This is a genomic window from Paenibacillus sp. FSL R5-0378 (genome assembly GCF_038009285.1).
GTDB lineage: Bacteria > Bacillota > Bacilli > Paenibacillales > Paenibacillaceae > Paenibacillus_AQ > Paenibacillus_AQ favisporus.
In genome coordinates this window covers 4,719,599-4,737,699 of sequence record NZ_JBBPAY010000001.1, presented here as the reverse complement: position 1 = coordinate 4,737,699, position 18,101 = coordinate 4,719,599, and the positions used below count along the sequence as shown (strand labels likewise).

The following is an 18,101-nucleotide window of genomic DNA, read 5'->3' as shown; positions in this document are numbered from 1 at the left end:
GCGAAGTAATCATGGCGGACATCCGCGGCGTCCGGGCTTGCGAAGTGTGTGCCCAGGATGCTGCGTAAGTTCGCGAGTAAAGAAGGAAATGGGAACGAGAGTTTTCTTTTTTTTGAAAGCGGTTTCAATATAAGGCATGTTCCGAATTCCGTGAAAGGGGGGATCTATTCGTTTGACGAGATAATATAAGGCTTTTCCATCAAACTAAATTATGCATGGAGGGACCAATGAAGAAAACAAAAATGAAAGCCTTTTCTGTACTGCTAGCTGCTGCCGTTTTGCTTACACCTGTCGTTCAACCGACAGCCGCGCTCGCGAAGCCCGTAACTCAGGACATCATGCATGCTTCAGCTGTCGGGCCAAATGATCTGCCGCCTCAACTGCAAGAAGAAAATGGCGATAAGCCCCCAAATGTCACCGATGCCGTTTACGGCGAGGATCCCGGTACGCTCCCACAGGTGCCCCAAGAGGATGAAGCCGCTAGTCTGATGGCTGCATCCTCCACATTCAGCGGAACCAATTTGGCTCTGAATAAACCGGTTTTCGCTTCCGGCAACGAAGTGGACTATTTGAATCCGGAGCTTGCCGTGGACGGGAAAGGAAACACCAGATGGTCTTCCGCAATAGAAGATGACCAGTGGTTTTACGTTGATCTTGGCGAACCGCAGGATATCGACCGCGTCGTCATTCGCTGGCAAACCCCTGCCGACACTTACAAAATCCTCGTGTCAGTTGACGGTGAGAACTGGGAGAACGTCAGGGATAATGACGGCATTATTCAATGCAGAGGTGGCGTCGAAAGTATCGACTTCTCTGTGCGAGAGGCAAGGTACGTAAAATTCCAGGGTGTCAAACGGGCGCCTGTCGAAGGTACGCTGTACGGATACTCTTTTTATGAGTTCGAAGTGTACCAATTACATGATTTGCAAACGATCATCGACAATGTCTCTGCGTCATTGAAAGTCCAGCCTGGACAAACGAAACTCGATTGGTCGGATGTGGACGTGCCCGAGGGTTATCAAGTCAGTCTGTATGGAAGCGACCGCCAGCCTGTTATCGACCAGGACGGCCAAATCCGTACACCGCTGGTGGATGCCAAAGTCAATCTCATCGTACAAGTGGAAGATGAGAAGGACCCGAACCGGAAGCTGATTTCGGGGAATATTCCCGTCGTGGTGCCGGGACTGCATAAGCAAACTCCGGACCGGAACGCCGAACCGGACGTCATTCCGTCCCTGCAGGAATGGTACGGGGATACCGGCGAGTTTAGGCTAAAAAACTCTTCGCGCATCGTCGTGAATCCGCAAGACGAATCCGCTTTGCGGAATACGGCCGAGCTGACCCGCCGGGATTTGCTGGATTTGACCGGATATGATCTCAAGATTGTGGCCGGCAAACCGAAAGCCGGTGATTTGTACTTGTCCATCGATCCATCCCTGACAAGGCTCGGCGAAGAAGGCAACCGTTTCAAGGTCGGCGATTACGTTTCGATCGCTTCCGTGTCCGCCAAAGGAGCGTTTTACGGTACGAGAACCGCGCTGCAAATTATCAAGCAGCATCCGGACCGGACGATTCCGAGAGGCGAAGCCATGGATTATCCGAAATACGCCCAGCGCGGATTGATGATCGATGTCGCGCGCAAGTTTTATACGATCGATTTTCTCCGAAATTACGTGAAATTGTTGTCCTGGTACAAAATGAACACATTCCAAATCCATTTGAACGATGACGTCGGTACACCGTTTGCGGACGGCACGACGGCCGCCTTCCGTCTCGAAAGCACCACCTATCCAGGGCTGGCAAGTCCGAACGGCCATTATACGAAGCAGGAATTTAAGGATCTGCAACTGCTGGGCATGGAATACGGCATAAACATCATTCCGGAAATCGATACGCCGGGACATTCCCGAGCATTCACTTCCTACAATCCGGCGCTTGGAAATGACCGGGGGCTCGATATTACCAAACCGGAAACCGTTCAGTTCGTCAAATCTTTATGGGATGAATATGTGGAAGGAAATGATCCGACGTTCATCGGTCCGGACGTCAACATCGGTACAGACGAATACGGCGGAAATACCGAAGTGTTCCGCGGTTATATGGATACGATGATCAAGCATATCAACAGCAAAGGCAAACATCCGCATTTGTGGGGCGAACTTACACAACATAACGGCACGACGCCGATCAGCACCGACGCTACCATGAACATATGGCATGAACCTTATGGTTCTCCGCAGCAGGCAGTGGATCTCGGCTATGACGTCATCAACACCCAAAACGTATTCCTGTACATCGTCCCTACTCTATACGGAGACTATTTGAATTCCCAATTCATCTACAATGAGTGGGAGCCGGTGAAGTGGGAATCGACGACACTTCCTTACGGCCATCCGCGCGTCAAGGGCGGTATGTTCTGCTTATGGAATGACGTGTCCGAAGCCAACGGCCTGTCGATGGACGATTCGCATGAGCGTTTGCTTCCGGGAATTCAAGCAGTTTCGGAAAAAATGTGGACCGGAACGAGGGATGACCGATCCTATGAGAAATTCGAGCAGCGGGCGAAGGCAATCGCCGATGCGCCAAACGCCGACATGTCCCACAAAATCACCGTAAGCAACAATGATAACAAAGTTATTTCGTATCTTTTTGAGAACAAATTCAAGGACGAATCCGGAAACCGCTTTGACGGCAAGGGCGTGAACGTCAATATGACGGAAGGAAAATACGGCAATGGTGTTCGACTGAATGGCGGGAAGAGCTACATTCAAACGCCGATCGATGCCTTAGGTTTCGGCTGGACGGTTTCGATGTGGATCAAACCTGACAAAAACAACCCCGATAACGCTGTATTGATGGAATCTCCGGCCGGAACGCTAAAATTGAAACAAGGCAGCAGCGGCAAGCTTGGTTTCACAAAGGAGCATTACGACAGTACGTTTAACTACTCGGTTCCGGAAGGCAAGTGGACGCATATCACGCTGAAGGGCGACAAAAAAGGCGTGACACTGTTCGTTAATTTGGACGAATACGTGGAAAGGCTGGAGGAACAATATCCGAAATTATATACGCTTGTGCTGCCGACGCTGCGGATCGGAAGCGAAACGAATGCGTATCAGGGCGTATTGGATAACGTCATGATCTACAATAAACCGATCGAGCTGCTGAGCGGCGATAATTTGGCGCTCCATCAGGCCGCGGAGTCGTCCGAACTCGAATTCCCGTATTACTCTTCTGACAAGGCGGTTGACGGGGATATGTCTCCACTGTCCAGATGGTCGAGCGCTTACGTGGATGACGCGTGGTTTATCGTCGATCTGGGCAAGCCAAAAGACGTCGGCAAGGTCATCATCAAGTGGCAAGGAGCCTACGCCGAAAAATACCAGCTGCTCGTATCTACGGACAAAACGAATTGGACGAATGTGTCCGGCGGTGACGGAGTGATCACCTCTAAGGGCAATCTTCTGGATATCATTACGTTCGATCCGCAGCAGGCGCGTTACGTCAAATTCCAGGGTGTGAAACGTGCCACCGTATTCGGAAACTCCTTCTTTGAATTCGAGGTGTACGGACCCGATCATATTCAGGAGTATAAGCAGCTGATTGCGCAAGTGGAAGATCTGCTGAAGAAAACGGACGACGGAACGCTGCGTAAACTGCTGCTGCAGGTGCTGAATCGTTATCCGTACGACGCGACGGCCGACCTGGGGCCGCTGCGAGATTTGGTGAACCGCATGCATTCCAAATGATTTTATAGAGTTCTTTGTGAGGGTTGAGACACCTTCTTTGACTAACTTGTGCATCATCAGGGAAACGAAAAAACGACAACCGGCATAAAGGCTGTCGTTTTTTCGATTTGCCTATCGTGCTGCTATTGCGGTACCTGCCGCGGGGCGAGCCGTGTATTCCCGACGAACTCCTGCACGACCTCATTAAACTTGTCGCGTTCGTCGTAGAATGAGCCGTGGCCGCTGTACATGAACGGCACAAGCTGCGAATGGGGGATTAACCGCTGCATCTCCTCCGCCTGGCTGAATGGAATGACCTGGTCGTGAATGCCATGCACGATCAGCGTTGGAACCTGGATGTGTGACAGGTCGGCGGTTAAATCAAAGTCCCGCAGCATGATGATGATCGCGGCCGTCGACCACCCGGCAGCCTGCATGCCCATCTGAACAAACCAGTCCGCGAATGGCTTGCTGATGTACCGGAAGAAGAAAATGTCGGTCACGCCACGCATCATGTTTGCCCGGTCGTTTAACGACTGCTTCAGCAGCTGCGCTGCCGTCTCTTTGGTGAAACCGCGCGGCGCGGCCGCGTCGATCAGTACGAGTTTGGATACGCCGCCGCCATTGTACCGCACGACGTATTTGATCGCGATCGCTCCACCGGTCGAATGCCCGGCGAGCACGAAGTCTTTCAGCTGCAGCGCATCAACGACGGCGCGAATATCGTCCGCAAGCCGTTCTAAATGATATCCACCGTAGGGTCGGTCCGACTTGCCGAAGCCACGCCAGTCGATGCCGATGCAGCGGTAACCCATGCCCGGCAGCACGTTGAACTGATATTCGAACTGGTCATGATTAAGCGGCCAGCCATGAAGAAACACGATTGTTTTGCTTCCTGCGGGGTTAATGTCCTCCACGTAGAGTTGTACCCCCGGCTCAACTGTCACATAGTATCCCACTGTCCATGCCTCCGTAAATCATAATCCTTTCCCGATAGGATACGCGCCCAGCGCCCAAACGTGAATGCCCTGTCGCGGCATAGCCGCATGCCGGAAGCATGGCAGAACCGTGGGGTGTATTTTTCGTTCCACTAATGGCTGGATAGACCGATAGTGAGAAGGGGCTGCCTTGCAGAAGACAGCCTTTTTTATGGGCAAAAAAAGGAGCCGCTGAGGGCTCCTTATTCATTATGAAATGTATTCTTGATGAATTCCTGTTCCTCTTTCTCCGTAAGAACGCCTTTCGCTTTCCCGATCGACCCATTTTCGATCATCCAAAAGAAGTTATGATCCTCATCGACGGTAGAAAAGTCGCCGGCCTCCCATTTCTTTGCGATATCGAGCATCCTTGCGTAATTAATCCAACTCGTCCCCTTGACTTGAATGATCTGTTCCAGCAGCTGCACCCGTTCCGGCGTCATTTCGATTGAGATCCACTTTTCCTTGGCTTTTACCTTTTGATGGGTCATATGGTGCATCATATTGACGACGTCACTCTCTGCAACAACGATCTCGGGCTTTAAAGCGTCTTTCAGCAGTAGATCTACTTTGTCATTGTCATCTGTGCGAAGGTTCCCAAGGTCGGTTCGGGTTTGCCCAGGTTTCGGAGAAGGTGCAGGAGTCAGATTCTCGGCTTGTTTACGATCATCCGGGTCACTCACTAGAGCATCTATGAAGTGTTTGACAAAAAGGCCAGTTCCAACAATGACGGCAATGGCTGCCACGACAACAACCGTGATAACCCATTTCTTTTTAGTGGACATTTCAAGATTCTCCCGTTAAGTTTGTGTACTTCGTACATAAATACACTATAGATTTCGGACTATATCCCGTCAATAGCCTGGGAACTTAGAAAAGAAGCTGATGATGTAGCTCTTAAAGTCAATGGAGAGCGCTGTAAGAAGGCAGATTTGTTGGGTCAGGCAGGTCAGAATTGTGGATTTCGTTATCGGGCTCTCTAAACAGTATCATATTATGACATGATTCATCGTTATGATTAACCCATCAAGAAAAACAAATGATTTGATCAAAACAAAAAAAGGAGCTGGGATGATGGCAGCATTTATTCTTGAGGAGAAAGACAGCTTAATCGTGGTAGGGATTGGAACGGAACTGAAGAGCGAGTACACGGACTATGCGGGCATGAACAAGGAGAAGGAAAACTTCCGGCGAACCGTGGAGCAGGATGGAAGGCTTGACACTTTAAAGGCTGTCGCTGCGAACGACTACATCTTCGCTGTAAACGAACTGGTAAACGGCAAGCGGATGTATTATGTCGGTGTCATGACAGAAGCATCATTATCGGAAGAACACAGAGAGATCCAATTCCCTAAAGGACCATACCTCGTCATCAAAGGCGAAGGGAAAACGGCAGACGATTTAACTCGTACGCTTACCGGCATTGCCTTTGGTCAAATCTTACCCGAAGCCGAAAACTTCGCGTATGTCGGCGGGCCCAACGCCACGGTCGAGATGGGGCACCATGACAACCTTGTACATGGGGAAATGTGGATCCCGGTTGTGAAGAAGTAAATAAAACAAAAATAAAACCTTAGGAGGAATGGAAATGAATACGATTACCAGTAATGAAAAAATAACGAAGGTTGAATCCCGTCGGATCGGAAAGACGGCCGCTTATTGGACTGTCACCATCATTCTCGCATTCTCTATTGCATTAAGCGGGATCGGGCAATTGATGCGATTGGGTGGCAATGTCGATTTAGTGACTCATATTGGTTTCCCGTTATATATTACTTACATTCTCGGTACTTGGAAATTGCTTGGAATCCTTGCGATCGTCATACCAGGCTTCCCCCGTCTTAAGGAATGGGCTTATAGCGGTATCTTTTTTCTAATGACAGGTGCGGCCTTGTCTCATGTGTTCGCTCATGATTATGGGGTTGGTGGATTCAATGTAATTCTTCCGCTTTTTTATGCCGCGCTTGGCATGGCCTCCTGGGCGCTGCGTCCGAAAAGCCGCAGACTCTAATTAAGGCGTGACATGACGCTACCTCATTCATGATCCGATAGACTTCCCCTGCCTAATATTAGGTAGGGGAGCTGCGGAGGAGGACAATTGGTTGCCCTCTAAACAGTATCATGTTTTGACATGATTTATGGTTATGATAAGCCTGTCAAGTGATTAAACCAATGAATTGATCCATTCAAAAAAAGGAGCTGGAATGATGGCAACGTATACCTTTGAGGAAAAAGACAGCTTTAGCGTTCTTGGTATTGGAACGGAGCTGAAGAGCGATTACACGGATTATGCAGGCATGAACAAGGAGAAGGAGAACTTTTGGCGGTCCGTGGAACAGGATGGAAGACTTGAAACGTTAAAGGCTATTGCAGCGAACGACTATATTTTTGCGGTAAACGAAGCGGTAAATCACAAGATGATGTATTATGCTGGCGTCATGACAGATTCCTCGATCCCGGAAGAACACAGGGTGATCCAATTCCCAAAGGGACAATATCTTGTCGTTAAAGGCGAAGGGAAGTCGGCTGATGAGTTGAGTAATATACTTACTGGGATTGCCTTTGGTCAAGTTCTGCCAGCAGCCGAACATTACGCTTATGTTGGCGGACCCAATGCAACGGTTGAGATAGGGCAGCGAGACGGTTTAGTATATGGGGAAATGTGGATTCCGGTTGTCGAGAAGTAAACGAGATTAGCAAGAAGCATGAGGAGCTTTCTTATACGCTAAAAAACCCCACTTCTATGAAAAGAAGCGGGGTTAGTTTATTTTTCACTTCACTAGATAATCGCACTAAAGGTTGAGTAATCTGTGCCGCCTATCAGTTATCGCCAGCTTCTTTACCGGCCTTGCCGGCGGCCAAATCGTCAGCTGACGTATCTTCCGAAATGGAACCATCCTCCGTGGAGGTGGATGAAGCATCCTGCGATACCTCTTCATCCTTGACCGGCTTCAGCGTCAGCTGGACGGAACGCTTGCCATTCTTGTCCGTGACGAGCTGCTCGCTGACGTATCCTTCCCCTTGGACGGTAACCGAGCATTTCAGCAAGGTCAAAATATCCAGCGCATCGCGCAGCGATTCGCCTTTTAGGTCCGGCACCGTCATCTTATCGGTCTCCTCCGTGAGCAGGTAGATGCGCTGACCCGGACTCATCGGCGTCCCCGCTGCCGGGAACTGCCGGATGACCGAGGCACCCTTGCCGATCGTTTCGAAGTCGATGCCTGCGTTCAGCAGCTTGTGCTTCGCGTCCTTCACGGCCAGCTTCGCCAGCGTCGGAGCCGCAGGACGTTCCACCGTCGTTTTGCCATCGGACGTTTTTTTGGTGTTTGACTTCGGCACACCCATATACGGCAGGGCCAGGGACACGATTTTTTTGAAAATCGGAGCTGCCACCTTGCCGCCGCCGGCCTTCGGATCGTTTGGCTCGTCCACGATGACAATCAGGGCGATCTTCGGATCGTTCACTGGCGCGAAGCCGATAAAGGAAACGACGGATTTCGTATAATCCGGTTTTAAGTCCGGGCCGTATTTGACCGCAGTACCTGTTTTACCAGCAACGCGGTATCCATCGATATAGGCCTCTCGTCCGGTACCGATCACCCGGTCTGCCACAACCTGCTCCAGATAGCTGCTCGTTTCCTTGGCGGCTTCCGGGGAAATAACCTGCCGGACGACCTCGGTATTGGTAGATTTGATAACTTTGCCATTATCCGGATCTGTGATTTCTTTTATAATATGAGGTTTTAAAAGCTTTCCACCGTTTGCTACCGCGCTGATCGCCGCCAGCTGCTGAATCGGCGTCACGGACACGCCGTGGCCGTAAGAAGCCGTTGCCACTTCGACAGGACCCGGAAGGTTGATCGTCTTGGATATTTCGCCGGGAAGCTCAATGTCTGTCTTCTGGCCGAAACCGAAGTCGTTGATATATTTCAGCAGCCGGTCTTTCCCGAGCATTTCCGAACCCAGCTTGACAAACGCAACGTTACTGGAGCGCTTCACGCCTTCCAGGTACGTGATCTGCCCCCATCCCGAGCGGACTATGTCATGAAGGGGCGTATGAGTCCCTTTGACATAAATTTGTCCGGACTGGTATAGGGCGTTCGGGTTAAACAGTTTCTCCTGCACCGCACCGGCGAGCGTCACGATCTTGAACGTGGAGCCCGGCTCGTACGTAGCCTTTACGGCATAGTTGAAAAAGTCCTTCTGATCCGTCGTGGGATCCCAATACGTATTCGGGTTAAACGTCGGCAGGTTCGCCATCCCGAGAATTTCCATCGTTTTCGGATCGGCCGCAATAACTGTCATGCTGATGGGCTTGTACTGCTCATACGTTTCTTTCATCGCGTCTTCGATATAATACTGGATCGTATCGTCGATCGTCAGCTTTACATTTTTACCATTAACAGCCGGCTTGTACACCATATTTGCTTGGGGAAGCTGGTCTCCTTGCCGGTCGCTCTCGTATTTCATTTCTCCGGGCGTACCTTTGAGGTAATCATCTTTGTATGCCTCAAGACCGGCGACAGCCTCACCGTTCCGGTCGGTATACCCCAAAATATGAGCCGCAAGTGTTTCCTTCGGATAATACCGCTTCTGCTCCTTAAGCAAGCCCAACCCGGTTTCCATTCCTTTTTTTTCTTTCTCAAGATGGTCCATTAACTCTTTGTTGAAATCATCGATCTGAGCCTTTTTCGTTTCGTCAATTTTCCACCCTTCATTCCGAACCTCCCGGCCAGTACGGTATTTCCCATCCTTTTTAGCATTTACAAGTGCCTTAAGCTCGCTTTCATCCTTGCCCAAAATGTTGTGCAGTCCTTCGATAATTTCGTTCTCCAATCCGTTCTCGTGAATGACGGCCGGATTGACGATAACGGTATAGGCCGGAATGTCGGAAGCCAGCACATCGCCGTTCCGATCCGTGATCATGCCGCGGGATGCCGGAATCGTGACATTTCTCGTCCACTGGAATACCGCCCGCTCGTGCCAGTCTTGTCCTTTGACAACCTGCAGCGTAAATACCCGAATCAACAGAACAACAAAGAGAAGGGTAATAAATCCTCCTATGAGCAGCGCGCGAAGCTTTATTCTTTTAATCATACTCAGCCCTCACAAGTTCTGTACCCCCAATGTAAATGTTAAATTTCTCTCCGTGTTTCTTATGAATATCCTTTTGTTCTTTGCAGATCTGGCTTTTGAAATTGCTTTCAGTACGGTTTAATTTTGCCATAATATCACCCCAGGACAATTTTAATAGAAAAATCCCTAATTGGCTATACTTGGAAATCGAGTTTCATCAAAGGCGGACGGAGACACAAAGTAAAACTGGCTTCAGGCATGAAGGTATGTGATAGCGTGTATGTGTAAGAACATCACAGTGTTGGGAATCCTTACTAAATACATGGAGGTCATAGTATACGGAACATTTTAATTCAACAAATAGAATAGTCTAGTGCTCGCGTATGCGATTGAAACATTCATACTCGCTATAGCGTTGTTAAATGTGAGGTGATGATTCATGATCAAATGGGTGTTAATATTAGCAGCTGGGTTGGTTTTGCTATCGGGCTGCAGTGAGAAGTCGGGCGGATCTATCGACAATACGACCACTCCTTCCACTGCTCCTGCACTAGGGGAGACGATTTCACTGCCATCGAAGCCGAAAGCGTTCCCCGCTGTGTCTGACCCTTATGATGCTGACAAAGCAGCCGCGAATGGTGATATCGTGAACGTTCATGGGAAGATGTACAATTTAGAGAAGTGGAAGCTGTTTCTGGGGAATCTCGACATGGGTGTGCCGAATCAGGTGCGCATTACACAGTACACGGATGAAGGCGATCCAATCTTCTATGAACTGGTCTATGATGGGGCCGAGGCAATTGTGTATACGTATGACAATTCGAGGGACGGGTTTGGCAGTGATGCAGGTCGTCCAAGCACGGTGTGCCGTGGTATTGAACTCGAGAAGAATAAAGAGTACGGGTCTCATTACAAGCTAACCGGGTGCGATAATGAAACTAGCGATACGTTCTGGTTCACGGATGTAGAGGAGGAAGCTGAGCAGGGCAGCCAATAAACACATAAAATACATAACTAAGCCGGGGGTTCAGAATTAACTGATCAGTAATAGGGGCGTTTTTTCATTAGTCGGCAGGTGGTCGGCTGCCAGTTTTGTCACAATAATTATGATGTTTTTGTTTGGGTAGGGAGTAAAGGGAAGAAGAGCGCTCAATAAGGAGGGTAGAGCAGGAATGGCAACCACAATAGGGCTCATTCGGCATGGGGTTACCGAGTGGAATAAACTTGGCAAGGCCCAAGGTATATCCGATATTCCTCTAAACGAAACAGGAATAAAACAAGTAACGGCATTGGCCAATAGACTTAAAAGTGAAAAATGGGACATTATTTTCTCCAGTAATCTGATCAGAGCTAGGCAAACTGCTGAAATAATACGGAAATTTTTGGGAGTAGTCTCTGTGTTCACTGATGAACGTATTAGAGAAATAAATTGCGGGCTAATTGAAGGTACCACCGAGGAAGAACGTATTGCTCGGTGGGGAGTGATGTGGCGCGAGCAAAAACTTGAGATGGAAGATTTCAAAATGGTTGCTAAGCGGGGGCTATCTTTTCTCGAAGAAGTGAGTGTCGGTCATGCTGGAAAGAAAATTTTAGTTGTAAGTCATGGAGCATTGATTGGTTTGTCATTGCAACATCTTTTGCCGCAACTGTTCGAGAAAACATATATAGATAACGCTTCATTAACTGTTCTTACGCATGTAGAAAACGAGTGGGAATGTCAATTGTATAACTGCACCAAACACTTTTAGTAACTATGAGAATAATATAACGGTGTTGTTAGGAACTGATCAAAATAACCGATTTTGATAAATTAACGGACGGAGCCAGATTTGAGTTTAAAAATGGGAGGGGAAAGCATGAAGGATCAGCGTTCAACCTACAATATCCAAAGTGCTGTATTAGGGTTTCAAGAGGAAATCGAGCGGTTGAAAGTACAAGCAACGATGGGTTGGCAGAAAGAGTTGCGAGCCTTAAAATGGTATGGATTGCATAATGGTATGAGTGTGTTGGAAGTTGGCAGCGGACCTGGATATATAACTGAGCAATTACTTAATAGCTTACCCGACAGTCATATTACCTCTCTCGAAATCGATAGTACTTTACTCGAACAAGCAAAAAAATTACTAAGTGATGTCCCACCTGAACGAATAAAATTTGTGGAATCGTCGGTTTATCATACGGATCTACCCAATGATTCTTTTGACTTTGTAGTAGCAAGATTAATTTTTCTCCACTTAAACAATCCACTTGAAGCGGCACAAGAGATTTATCGAGTACTAAAGCCTGGTGGAAAACTAGTAATCACTGATATTGACGATGGAATGTTTGGTACGGTAAACCCGGAAATCCCATCATTACATAATATACTAAAGAAAATCTCGGATTATATTGCACAGAAAGGTGGAAATCGATTCATAGGCAGAAGTCTACCACGTCTCTTATTAAAGAGTGGATTTATTGATATAGATATTGATTCAGTAATTCAACATAGCGATGTACATGGTATTGATGGGTTTAAACGACAATTGGATATGAATCGTTTTGTACATTTTTATAAAAATGGTGTAATAAATTCAGATGAATTTGAACAAATGAAACTGGCTTCTGAGGCCATTAATAATAATTCGCCTGATGCATATGTGATGATGAATTTTATTACTGCATGTGGTACAAAGCAGAATTATTAAAAAATGAATAGCAACCAATTGAGCTGAACGGGAACCGAATAGCTTAAGTGGATTTCGCCTGCAGATGATACTGGACATTTGGCTGGCCTCTCCAGCGAATATCAATCCGGGCAATTCTACCGGCAGTTGAATAAAGCGGAGTGTGCCCATTCAACCAACGCTTGATAGGATGACGTTTTTGGAAATGTTATGCTGTTATCGACAGTGCGCACTGTACATTTTGTTTAATCGGAGGTAGGTATACGATGCTCGACTTACGTAAAATTGGAGCTTATATTTCGAAGCTTCGCAAAGACCGTGATCTGACACAATTGGAGCTTGCCGATCAACTGAATGTAAGCCATCAAGCTGTATCGAAATGGGAACGGGGCGACTCGCTACCGGATATCGGAACGCTTCCGCAGTTGGCTAGATTATTCGGCAAAACAGTAGACGACATTTTAAATGCAGGAGATCACACAGAAGTTCGGGAACACCTGCACCTAGGAACGATCGTGGAGGAGATCGCAGAGAATAAGCCGGAACAAGTTGCAGAGAGAGTTAATGCCGGTGAGGTGGAACTGGAAGAGCTTGTAGAAGTAGCGCCGTTTGTAAAAGCAAGCGCTTTGCATAAGGTGACCGAACGATTAGACAGCAGTGTGCTTAAGTTAGACGTGATCTTGAGTCTGGCGCCGTTCCTCGGAACAGATACATTAGATGAACTGGTTCGTCAAGTAGAAGGAAGCGAAATTCTATGGGACGCCATTACAGGACTTGCTCCGTTCGTTAGCAGTGACACATTAAACCGACTTGTAGATAAATCGATTGACGGCTCCATAGAAGTGCATCGTCTTGTTGAAATTGCTCCGTTTCTTGGAAGAGAACAAGTAGATCGGTTGGTACAACATGTCGAAGAGGGTGGCTTGAGCTGGCATTTGATCCAAGAGCTGGCACCTTTCATCAGCAAAGAGACTTTAAATCGTTTGGTAGACCGGGTTGTTGACGGCACCATCGATGCGAACCGGATCGTAAGCCTCGCCCCTTTTCTGGGCAGGGAAAATCTCGAAAAGTTGATTGCTGGAGTCGAAGTTGAACATCTTAGCCCAGATTTGCTGGCGAGTCTTGCTCCTTTTATCGATCAAGGGACATTGAGCAGAATGGTAACAAACTTATTAAATAAAGTAAAATAGCCGCGGAGGTCGGAGCTTATTGATCCAGAGACCGTCGCCGATCCCTAGAGGTACCCGCTTGAAATCCGGTTTTTCATCGATTTTGGATCATTGAACCAGCAAGGTGCTGGTTGGTCAACTAGGTAACCATGTTAAGTTAACGGGGAGCAATACGACGGCATCCGGACAAAATCATCGGCTGCCGTCGCAATGTTAAAAAGGCGTGATCGTACAACATTCGGTTGACGAAGATGTCACGCGCTGAATATAACAACTGGTGCTACAACCGCATAAACCAAGGCGGATCCTGCGTCTCAATCAGATCCTAAATCGTTTAACTTTGCCTACTGTCGGCGGATGTAACTACTTGAATTCGGTATTTTATATCCCTGATCGAATCTGGGTTTATCGCGGGTTCCATTGCACTACGCAAACCATTTTGAATGGCACGATCCCATTCCATTTCATTCTCCTGTAAGTATTTATATACCTCATTCGGGAGATCTACGACTAACTGGACCTGTTTAGGATCCCGGACGGGATTGATTTTAGGCAACCACTCAAGCTCGTTTTCAGATGCATTGATATGGACTGGTTTTTTACGGGATTTAGGCAGGGGTGAGACCCTTTTTGATCGGACCTTATCTTTTTTGTTCGCCATAATCCTTCTCCTCCTTACTCACATTGGATAAATCAGTCTATGCATCCGATGGGATTTTGGGCCGGGCGAGAGGGCTCTTATTGTAACCATGGCATGGACGGGCATGAGGAAGTTGCGGATGCAGTATCACATCCAACGAAAGATAATGACATAAAAGGCCTCCCCCTTAAAGGCATAGAAAGAGGAAAGGCCTTCAAAATAAATTGAAATCGGATGAGTAAAATGGCTCATTCAGATGAAACTTATCACAAAGGCACAAGTTATAGGTGTGGTTTTGCCTCAGCTTGATTTTGTTATTAAAAGCTCTATAATTATGTTTAATAGATTAAACCAATGAACTTAAGGGGTGAATGGCATGAGCCAGCAAACGGAGGATATTCTACAACAATTTAAAGATTGCATCCCTCTATTGGAAGTGCTGACCGATGTAAACCGTCAAGCTATGATTATGCTGTTAGCACAGAACAAATCGGGACTTAATGTGAATACAATAGCAGGGCATATCAATTTGTCCAGACCGGCGGTATCCCATCATTTAAAGGTATTGAAACAGTCTGGTTTTATTAAACCCGAAAAAAAAGGTGTAGAAAACTACTATGTGTTGACTGTCCGTAAACCACTTGAACAACTCAAGTCATTAATTACTGCCGTTGAAGACGAATGCGATGGTCTCAGTGATTAACCAAAAGAGTTAAGTTCTAGTGAGCTTTTTTCAACATTTGGTTCAATCGTTTAAACTAATAATCATATTATTAGGAGTGGTATGAAATGAAGGCTATGACCATTAACAAGTACGGAAAAAATGTTCCATTAGTCATGACAGAACAACCAATGCCGAGTATCGGAGAACATGATGTGCTAGTAGAAATACATGCAGCCAGCTTAAATCCTATTGACTATAAAATTAAGGAAGGGAAAATGAAATTATTATTGAATTACAAGTTTCCTCTAATTTTGGGGAATGATTTCTCAGGAGTTGTAGTCAAGGTTGGCAGCCGGGTCAATACATTTAAACCTGGAGATGAAGTTTACGGAAGACCACGCAAGAACCGGATCGGAACTTTAGCTGAGTTTATTGCAGTTCATGAGGAAGATATTTGTCTGAAGCCGGTGAATCTCACCTTTGAAGAGGCGGCATCGATACCGCTGATTGGACTTACGACTTACCAAGCATTTGTTGATATTTTAAAGCTTCAAAAAGGCCAAAAAATCTTGATTCACGCAGGTTCGGGAGGCGTAGGAACCTTCGCTATCCAACTAGCCAAGCTAATGGGGGCATTTGTTGCTACAACTGCAAGTGAAAAAGGCTATGACTTGGTAAATTCGTTGGGAGCCGATCTGATTATTAATTATAAAAAAGAGAATTTTGAAGAAATCCTTAACGGGTATGACGCGGTTTTTGATACTTTAGGTGGAGAAGCTTTGGACAAATCATTCCGCATACTGAAACCAGGCGGACAAATTGTATCCATTTCCGGCATGCCGAACCCCAGATTTGGAAGAGAGGCGAAACTGGGTTGGGTGAAAACAACCATTTTGTCGATCGCGAGCCGTAGAATCAAAGCCCATGAGAAAAAAAGCCAAACGACGTATCACTTCCTTTTTATGAAACCGAGCGGAGAACAATTAAAGGTAATAAAGGGGTATATTGAAGGCGGACTCATTAAGCCTATTATTGATAAGGTGTATCTTTTGAAAGATGCCGCGCAAGCATTTCATTACCTGGAAAGCGGAAGGGCCAAGGGGAAAGTAGTTATTAGTTTAAAGTAATGTACGATGACAAGAACATAAGCTGGCTCATTTCAGTTTGTTATGAAAACACTTAAGGCGCCCCAATGCCCATTTTGATGTAAGTAAAAAGTTAATAGCTCAAAGCAACGCTTTAGCGGGACAAGGATAATTTTACGGAGCTTACCATGGGACTTTTTCGATTTTTGTGCGTTCTATCTTTAGACGATACAGTCTATAGAATTTCTATGGAGGAGTGGCCGATGCATGGCAAAGACGCAATTGGAGGATATCGCCGTACGTTTACGCAACGCCCGTATTAACCGTAAACTAACGCAAATGGAAGTATTTCGTCTGACGCAGATCAACAATAAAACCTTGAGCGCGTATGAAACCGCAAAGACCGAACCGGATCTGGTATCGCTGTCCAGGCTGGCCGACCTGTACAAGGTGTCCACCGATTGGATTATTACCGGATTTGAGTTCAAAGGAACAGGCAGGTCAGAAGATGCAGAGGCCGAAATTGGCCGGCTCAAGGACAAGCTTAAGGCACGGGAGCGGATCATCCGGGGAATCCGGGAACTTGTCTCGGAGTGAAAATCAAATAATAGTTAGCCTTAATTGAAATGAATTACCAATACAAGGTGGGCGCTTATAACACAGAGGTGAGGTTAAATTTGCTGCGTACTTTACATCTATTCATAATCCTGGTTCTGTTTGCGTCCGTTTCGATTATTGCGGGCTGCCAAGGGGAAAGCAATAAGGATACTTTTCCAGAAGTCGGACAACGTTTGTCCAAAAGTATGAAACAAATGGATAAACAACCTGGCATACTTTTAACGGGGTTCGCTGCCGACCCCAAAGTGAAACTATATAAAGTTGGAATTGAATATGATCCGGGTCAAATAAGCAATGAACAATTAAAACAGATTGTTACTGATTATCTCAGCCATGCGGCTTCAAATTTGTCGCCTCCCAACAATTGGGAAGAGATGCTTAAACCATATCAATTGCGCATTGAAAAGTTAGGTGATGCTCAAAAAACACCCGTGATCGCTGAAAAAGAGATCGGCTCAACAGAAATAAAATGGTTTTTTGAATAGAATAACACTGCTTTACAGATTAAACTAAGGGACGATAGCCCGTCGATGGAACTCACCCTTCCAATTGGGCAAACGAATGTGGAATCTTATCGTTCAGGCCCCATTATAAAGTATACTCTGGCTGGCAATGGACAACGCTTAAGGTTAAATAACTATTTTCTTACGCGGGAGGTCATCGCTAATTGAAATTTGAACTTGGACGTTGCTTGCTGAATGAACGATTGATGGAATCCGGAAAGTCAGCGGAATGGCTGGCGAAAGACTTGCTTTTTAAACCGGAACGGGTTTATGACTTTATGGAAAACAAAAGAGTGATGCCACTCAAAATTGCCATATCGATCGCAGATTCCATCGGCTGTGATGTTCGTGACTTGTATGAATTAATTCCAAACGAATAAGAAGTAAAGGGAGAATGAGAGGGTCTAGCCATGGGCATTAGGAATGATCTGATTGAAGGCGTCTCTGGCACCGGCAAAACTTCGGTCTGCATAGAATTGCAGCGGCGCAGCTACCATGCCATTCATGGTGACCGTGAATTGGCTTATCAAGGCGATCCGGAAACGGGGATACGGACGGATGGTATCACGCATGAGCACCACATTTGGCATGTCGATAAAGTAAAAGCTCTGGTCACCAATCAGGATGAAGCGGCAACATTTTTCTGCGGTGGTTCTAGGAACTTATCGGAATTCATAGATCTATTTGACGGCGTGTTTGTCCTTGATGTCGACCTTGACACATTGAACCGGCGGCTTGACGAGCGACCGGAGAATGAGTGTGGTGGAAAGCCATCCGAACGGAAACTCATTACGAGATTGCACCAAACGAAAGAAGACTTTCCGAAAAACGGAATTATCATTTACGCCACCGCGCCGATCGAGCACGTCGTTGACGAGATCATCTGTCATGTCAAATAAAATAATCGTCGACGAGAGTAAATTACTGACACTTACGGATTGCCATAGACCAATACACCGTCGCACCTGGATACGA

Annotated in this window: 18 protein-coding genes; 14 read left to right on the top strand and 4 right to left on the bottom strand. The window is 46.8% G+C overall.

Going from position 1 to position 18,101, the window contains the following annotated elements; genetic code table 11:
• Positions 1–227 precede the first annotated feature (227 nt).
• On the top strand, positions 228–3,749 hold the full coding sequence (locus MKY74_RS21965) for a discoidin domain-containing protein (protein ID WP_076164981.1): 3,522 nt from the start codon (positions 228–230) through the stop codon (positions 3,747–3,749).
• A gap of 122 nt (positions 3,750–3,871) precedes the next feature.
• Here the strand turns inward: MKY74_RS21965 and MKY74_RS21960 are convergent, their stop codons facing one another.
• Both MKY74_RS21960 and MKY74_RS21955 read right to left on the bottom strand, forming a co-directional pair.
• The gene (locus tag MKY74_RS21960) at positions 3,872–4,687 is read right to left on the bottom strand and encodes an alpha/beta fold hydrolase (RefSeq protein ID WP_076164984.1); all 816 of its coding nucleotides are present in this window, start codon (positions 4,685–4,687) and stop codon (positions 3,872–3,874) included.
• Between the two features lie 221 nt (positions 4,688–4,908).
• Positions 4,909–5,490, bottom strand: a complete 582-nt coding sequence (locus MKY74_RS21955) for a DUF6241 domain-containing protein (protein WP_076164987.1) — start codon at positions 5,488–5,490, stop codon at positions 4,909–4,911.
• 289 nt (positions 5,491–5,779) lie between these two features.
• Between MKY74_RS21955 and MKY74_RS21950 the strand changes: the two genes are divergently transcribed.
• From MKY74_RS21950 to MKY74_RS21940, 3 genes are all read left to right on the top strand, one after another.
• Positions 5,780–6,259 carry a GyrI-like domain-containing protein gene (locus tag MKY74_RS21950; protein WP_076164990.1) on the top strand — a complete coding sequence of 160 codons (480 nt, stop codon included), beginning with the start codon at positions 5,780–5,782 and terminating at the stop codon, positions 6,257–6,259.
• 34 nt (positions 6,260–6,293) lie between these two features.
• Positions 6,294–6,716, top strand: a complete 423-nt coding sequence (locus MKY74_RS21945; RefSeq protein ID WP_076164992.1) for a DoxX family protein — start codon at positions 6,294–6,296, stop codon at positions 6,714–6,716.
• Between the two features lie 196 nt (positions 6,717–6,912).
• Positions 6,913–7,392, top strand: a complete 480-nt coding sequence (locus MKY74_RS21940) for a GyrI-like domain-containing protein (protein WP_076164995.1) — start codon at positions 6,913–6,915, stop codon at positions 7,390–7,392.
• A 133-nt stretch (positions 7,393–7,525) separates the two neighbouring features.
• Here MKY74_RS21940 and MKY74_RS21935 read toward each other — a convergent pair whose 3' ends face one another.
• The gene (locus tag MKY74_RS21935) at positions 7,526–9,802 is read right to left on the bottom strand and encodes a penicillin-binding transpeptidase domain-containing protein (protein ID WP_076164998.1); all 2,277 of its coding nucleotides are present in this window, start codon (positions 9,800–9,802) and stop codon (positions 7,526–7,528) included.
• Positions 9,803–10,253: 451 nt separating this feature from the next.
• On the opposite strand from MKY74_RS21935, the gene MKY74_RS21930 reads away from it, so the two are divergent.
• The 4 genes from MKY74_RS21930 (at position 10,254) to MKY74_RS21915 (ending at position 13,637) form a co-directional block, all read left to right on the top strand.
• Positions 10,254–10,778, top strand: coding sequence for a DUF4362 domain-containing protein (locus MKY74_RS21930; RefSeq protein ID WP_167372813.1), 525 nt, complete (start codon positions 10,254–10,256; stop codon positions 10,776–10,778).
• A gap of 175 nt (positions 10,779–10,953) precedes the next feature.
• Positions 10,954–11,529, top strand: a complete 576-nt coding sequence (locus MKY74_RS21925; protein ID WP_076165003.1) for a histidine phosphatase family protein — start codon at positions 10,954–10,956, stop codon at positions 11,527–11,529.
• Between the two features lie 108 nt (positions 11,530–11,637).
• Entirely contained in the window at positions 11,638–12,468 is an 831-nt protein-coding gene (locus MKY74_RS21920) for a class I SAM-dependent methyltransferase (RefSeq protein ID WP_076165005.1), read from the top strand.
• Positions 12,469–12,713: 245 nt separating this feature from the next.
• Positions 12,714–13,637 carry a helix-turn-helix transcriptional regulator gene (locus MKY74_RS21915; protein WP_076165007.1) on the top strand — a complete coding sequence of 308 codons (924 nt, stop codon included), beginning with the start codon at positions 12,714–12,716 and terminating at the stop codon, positions 13,635–13,637.
• 313 nt (positions 13,638–13,950) lie between these two features.
• Here the strand turns inward: MKY74_RS21915 and MKY74_RS21910 are convergent, their stop codons facing one another.
• On the bottom strand, positions 13,951–14,277 hold the full coding sequence (locus MKY74_RS21910; protein ID WP_076165009.1) for a hypothetical protein: 327 nt from the start codon (positions 14,275–14,277) through the stop codon (positions 13,951–13,953).
• 355 nt (positions 14,278–14,632) lie between these two features.
• Here MKY74_RS21910 and MKY74_RS21905 point away from each other — a divergent pair, with 355 nt between their 5' ends.
• From MKY74_RS21905 to MKY74_RS21880, 6 genes are all read left to right on the top strand, one after another.
• Complete coding sequence (locus MKY74_RS21905; RefSeq protein ID WP_076165011.1) at positions 14,633–14,959, top strand: ArsR/SmtB family transcription factor; 327 nt, start codon at positions 14,633–14,635, stop codon at positions 14,957–14,959.
• An 86-nt stretch (positions 14,960–15,045) separates the two neighbouring features.
• Positions 15,046–16,047, top strand: coding sequence for an NADP-dependent oxidoreductase (locus MKY74_RS21900; RefSeq protein WP_076165014.1), 1,002 nt, complete (start codon positions 15,046–15,048; stop codon positions 16,045–16,047).
• 225 nt (positions 16,048–16,272) lie between these two features.
• Positions 16,273–16,602: a helix-turn-helix domain-containing protein gene (locus MKY74_RS21895; protein WP_076165016.1), complete on the top strand. Its 330-nt coding sequence runs from the start codon at positions 16,273–16,275 to the stop codon at positions 16,600–16,602.
• Positions 16,603–16,682: 80 nt separating this feature from the next.
• Entirely contained in the window at positions 16,683–17,108 is a 426-nt protein-coding gene (locus MKY74_RS21890) for a hypothetical protein (RefSeq protein WP_144025321.1), read from the top strand.
• 182 nt (positions 17,109–17,290) lie between these two features.
• Entirely contained in the window at positions 17,291–17,506 is a 216-nt protein-coding gene (locus tag MKY74_RS21885) for a transcriptional regulator (protein WP_076165021.1), read from the top strand.
• A gap of 30 nt (positions 17,507–17,536) precedes the next feature.
• Positions 17,537–18,025: an AAA family ATPase gene (locus MKY74_RS21880; RefSeq protein ID WP_076165024.1), complete on the top strand. Its 489-nt coding sequence runs from the start codon at positions 17,537–17,539 to the stop codon at positions 18,023–18,025.
• Positions 18,026–18,101 lie beyond the last annotated feature (76 nt).

Excerpts from the sequence above, each read along its gene's own strand:
- MKY74_RS21920 (WP_076165005.1), top strand. The coding sequence starts at position 11,638 with ATGAAGGATCAGCGTTCAACCTACAATATCCAAAGTGCTGTATTAGGG.
- MKY74_RS21905 (WP_076165011.1), top strand. The coding sequence starts at position 14,633 with ATGAGCCAGCAAACGGAGGATATTCTACAACAATTTAAAGATTGCATC.
- MKY74_RS21895 (WP_076165016.1), top strand. The coding sequence starts at position 16,273 with ATGGCAAAGACGCAATTGGAGGATATCGCCGTACGTTTACGCAACGCC.
- MKY74_RS21940 (WP_076164995.1), top strand. The coding sequence starts at position 6,913 with ATGGCAACGTATACCTTTGAGGAAAAAGACAGCTTTAGCGTTCTTGGT.
- MKY74_RS21955 (WP_076164987.1), bottom strand. The coding sequence starts at position 5,490 with ATGTCCACTAAAAAGAAATGGGTTATCACGGTTGTTGTCGTGGCAGCC.
- MKY74_RS21925 (WP_076165003.1), top strand. The coding sequence starts at position 10,954 with ATGGCAACCACAATAGGGCTCATTCGGCATGGGGTTACCGAGTGGAAT.
- MKY74_RS21965 (WP_076164981.1), top strand. The coding sequence starts at position 228 with ATGAAGAAAACAAAAATGAAAGCCTTTTCTGTACTGCTAGCTGCTGCC.
- MKY74_RS21910 (WP_076165009.1), bottom strand. The coding sequence starts at position 14,277 with ATGGCGAACAAAAAAGATAAGGTCCGATCAAAAAGGGTCTCACCCCTG.
- MKY74_RS21915 (WP_076165007.1), top strand. The coding sequence starts at position 12,714 with ATGCTCGACTTACGTAAAATTGGAGCTTATATTTCGAAGCTTCGCAAA.
- MKY74_RS21935 (WP_076164998.1), bottom strand. The coding sequence starts at position 9,802 with ATGATTAAAAGAATAAAGCTTCGCGCGCTGCTCATAGGAGGATTTATT.
- MKY74_RS21880 (WP_076165024.1), top strand. The coding sequence starts at position 17,537 with ATGGGCATTAGGAATGATCTGATTGAAGGCGTCTCTGGCACCGGCAAA.
- MKY74_RS21900 (WP_076165014.1), top strand. The coding sequence starts at position 15,046 with ATGAAGGCTATGACCATTAACAAGTACGGAAAAAATGTTCCATTAGTC.
- MKY74_RS21945 (WP_076164992.1), top strand. The coding sequence starts at position 6,294 with ATGAATACGATTACCAGTAATGAAAAAATAACGAAGGTTGAATCCCGT.
- MKY74_RS21950 (WP_076164990.1), top strand. The coding sequence starts at position 5,780 with ATGGCAGCATTTATTCTTGAGGAGAAAGACAGCTTAATCGTGGTAGGG.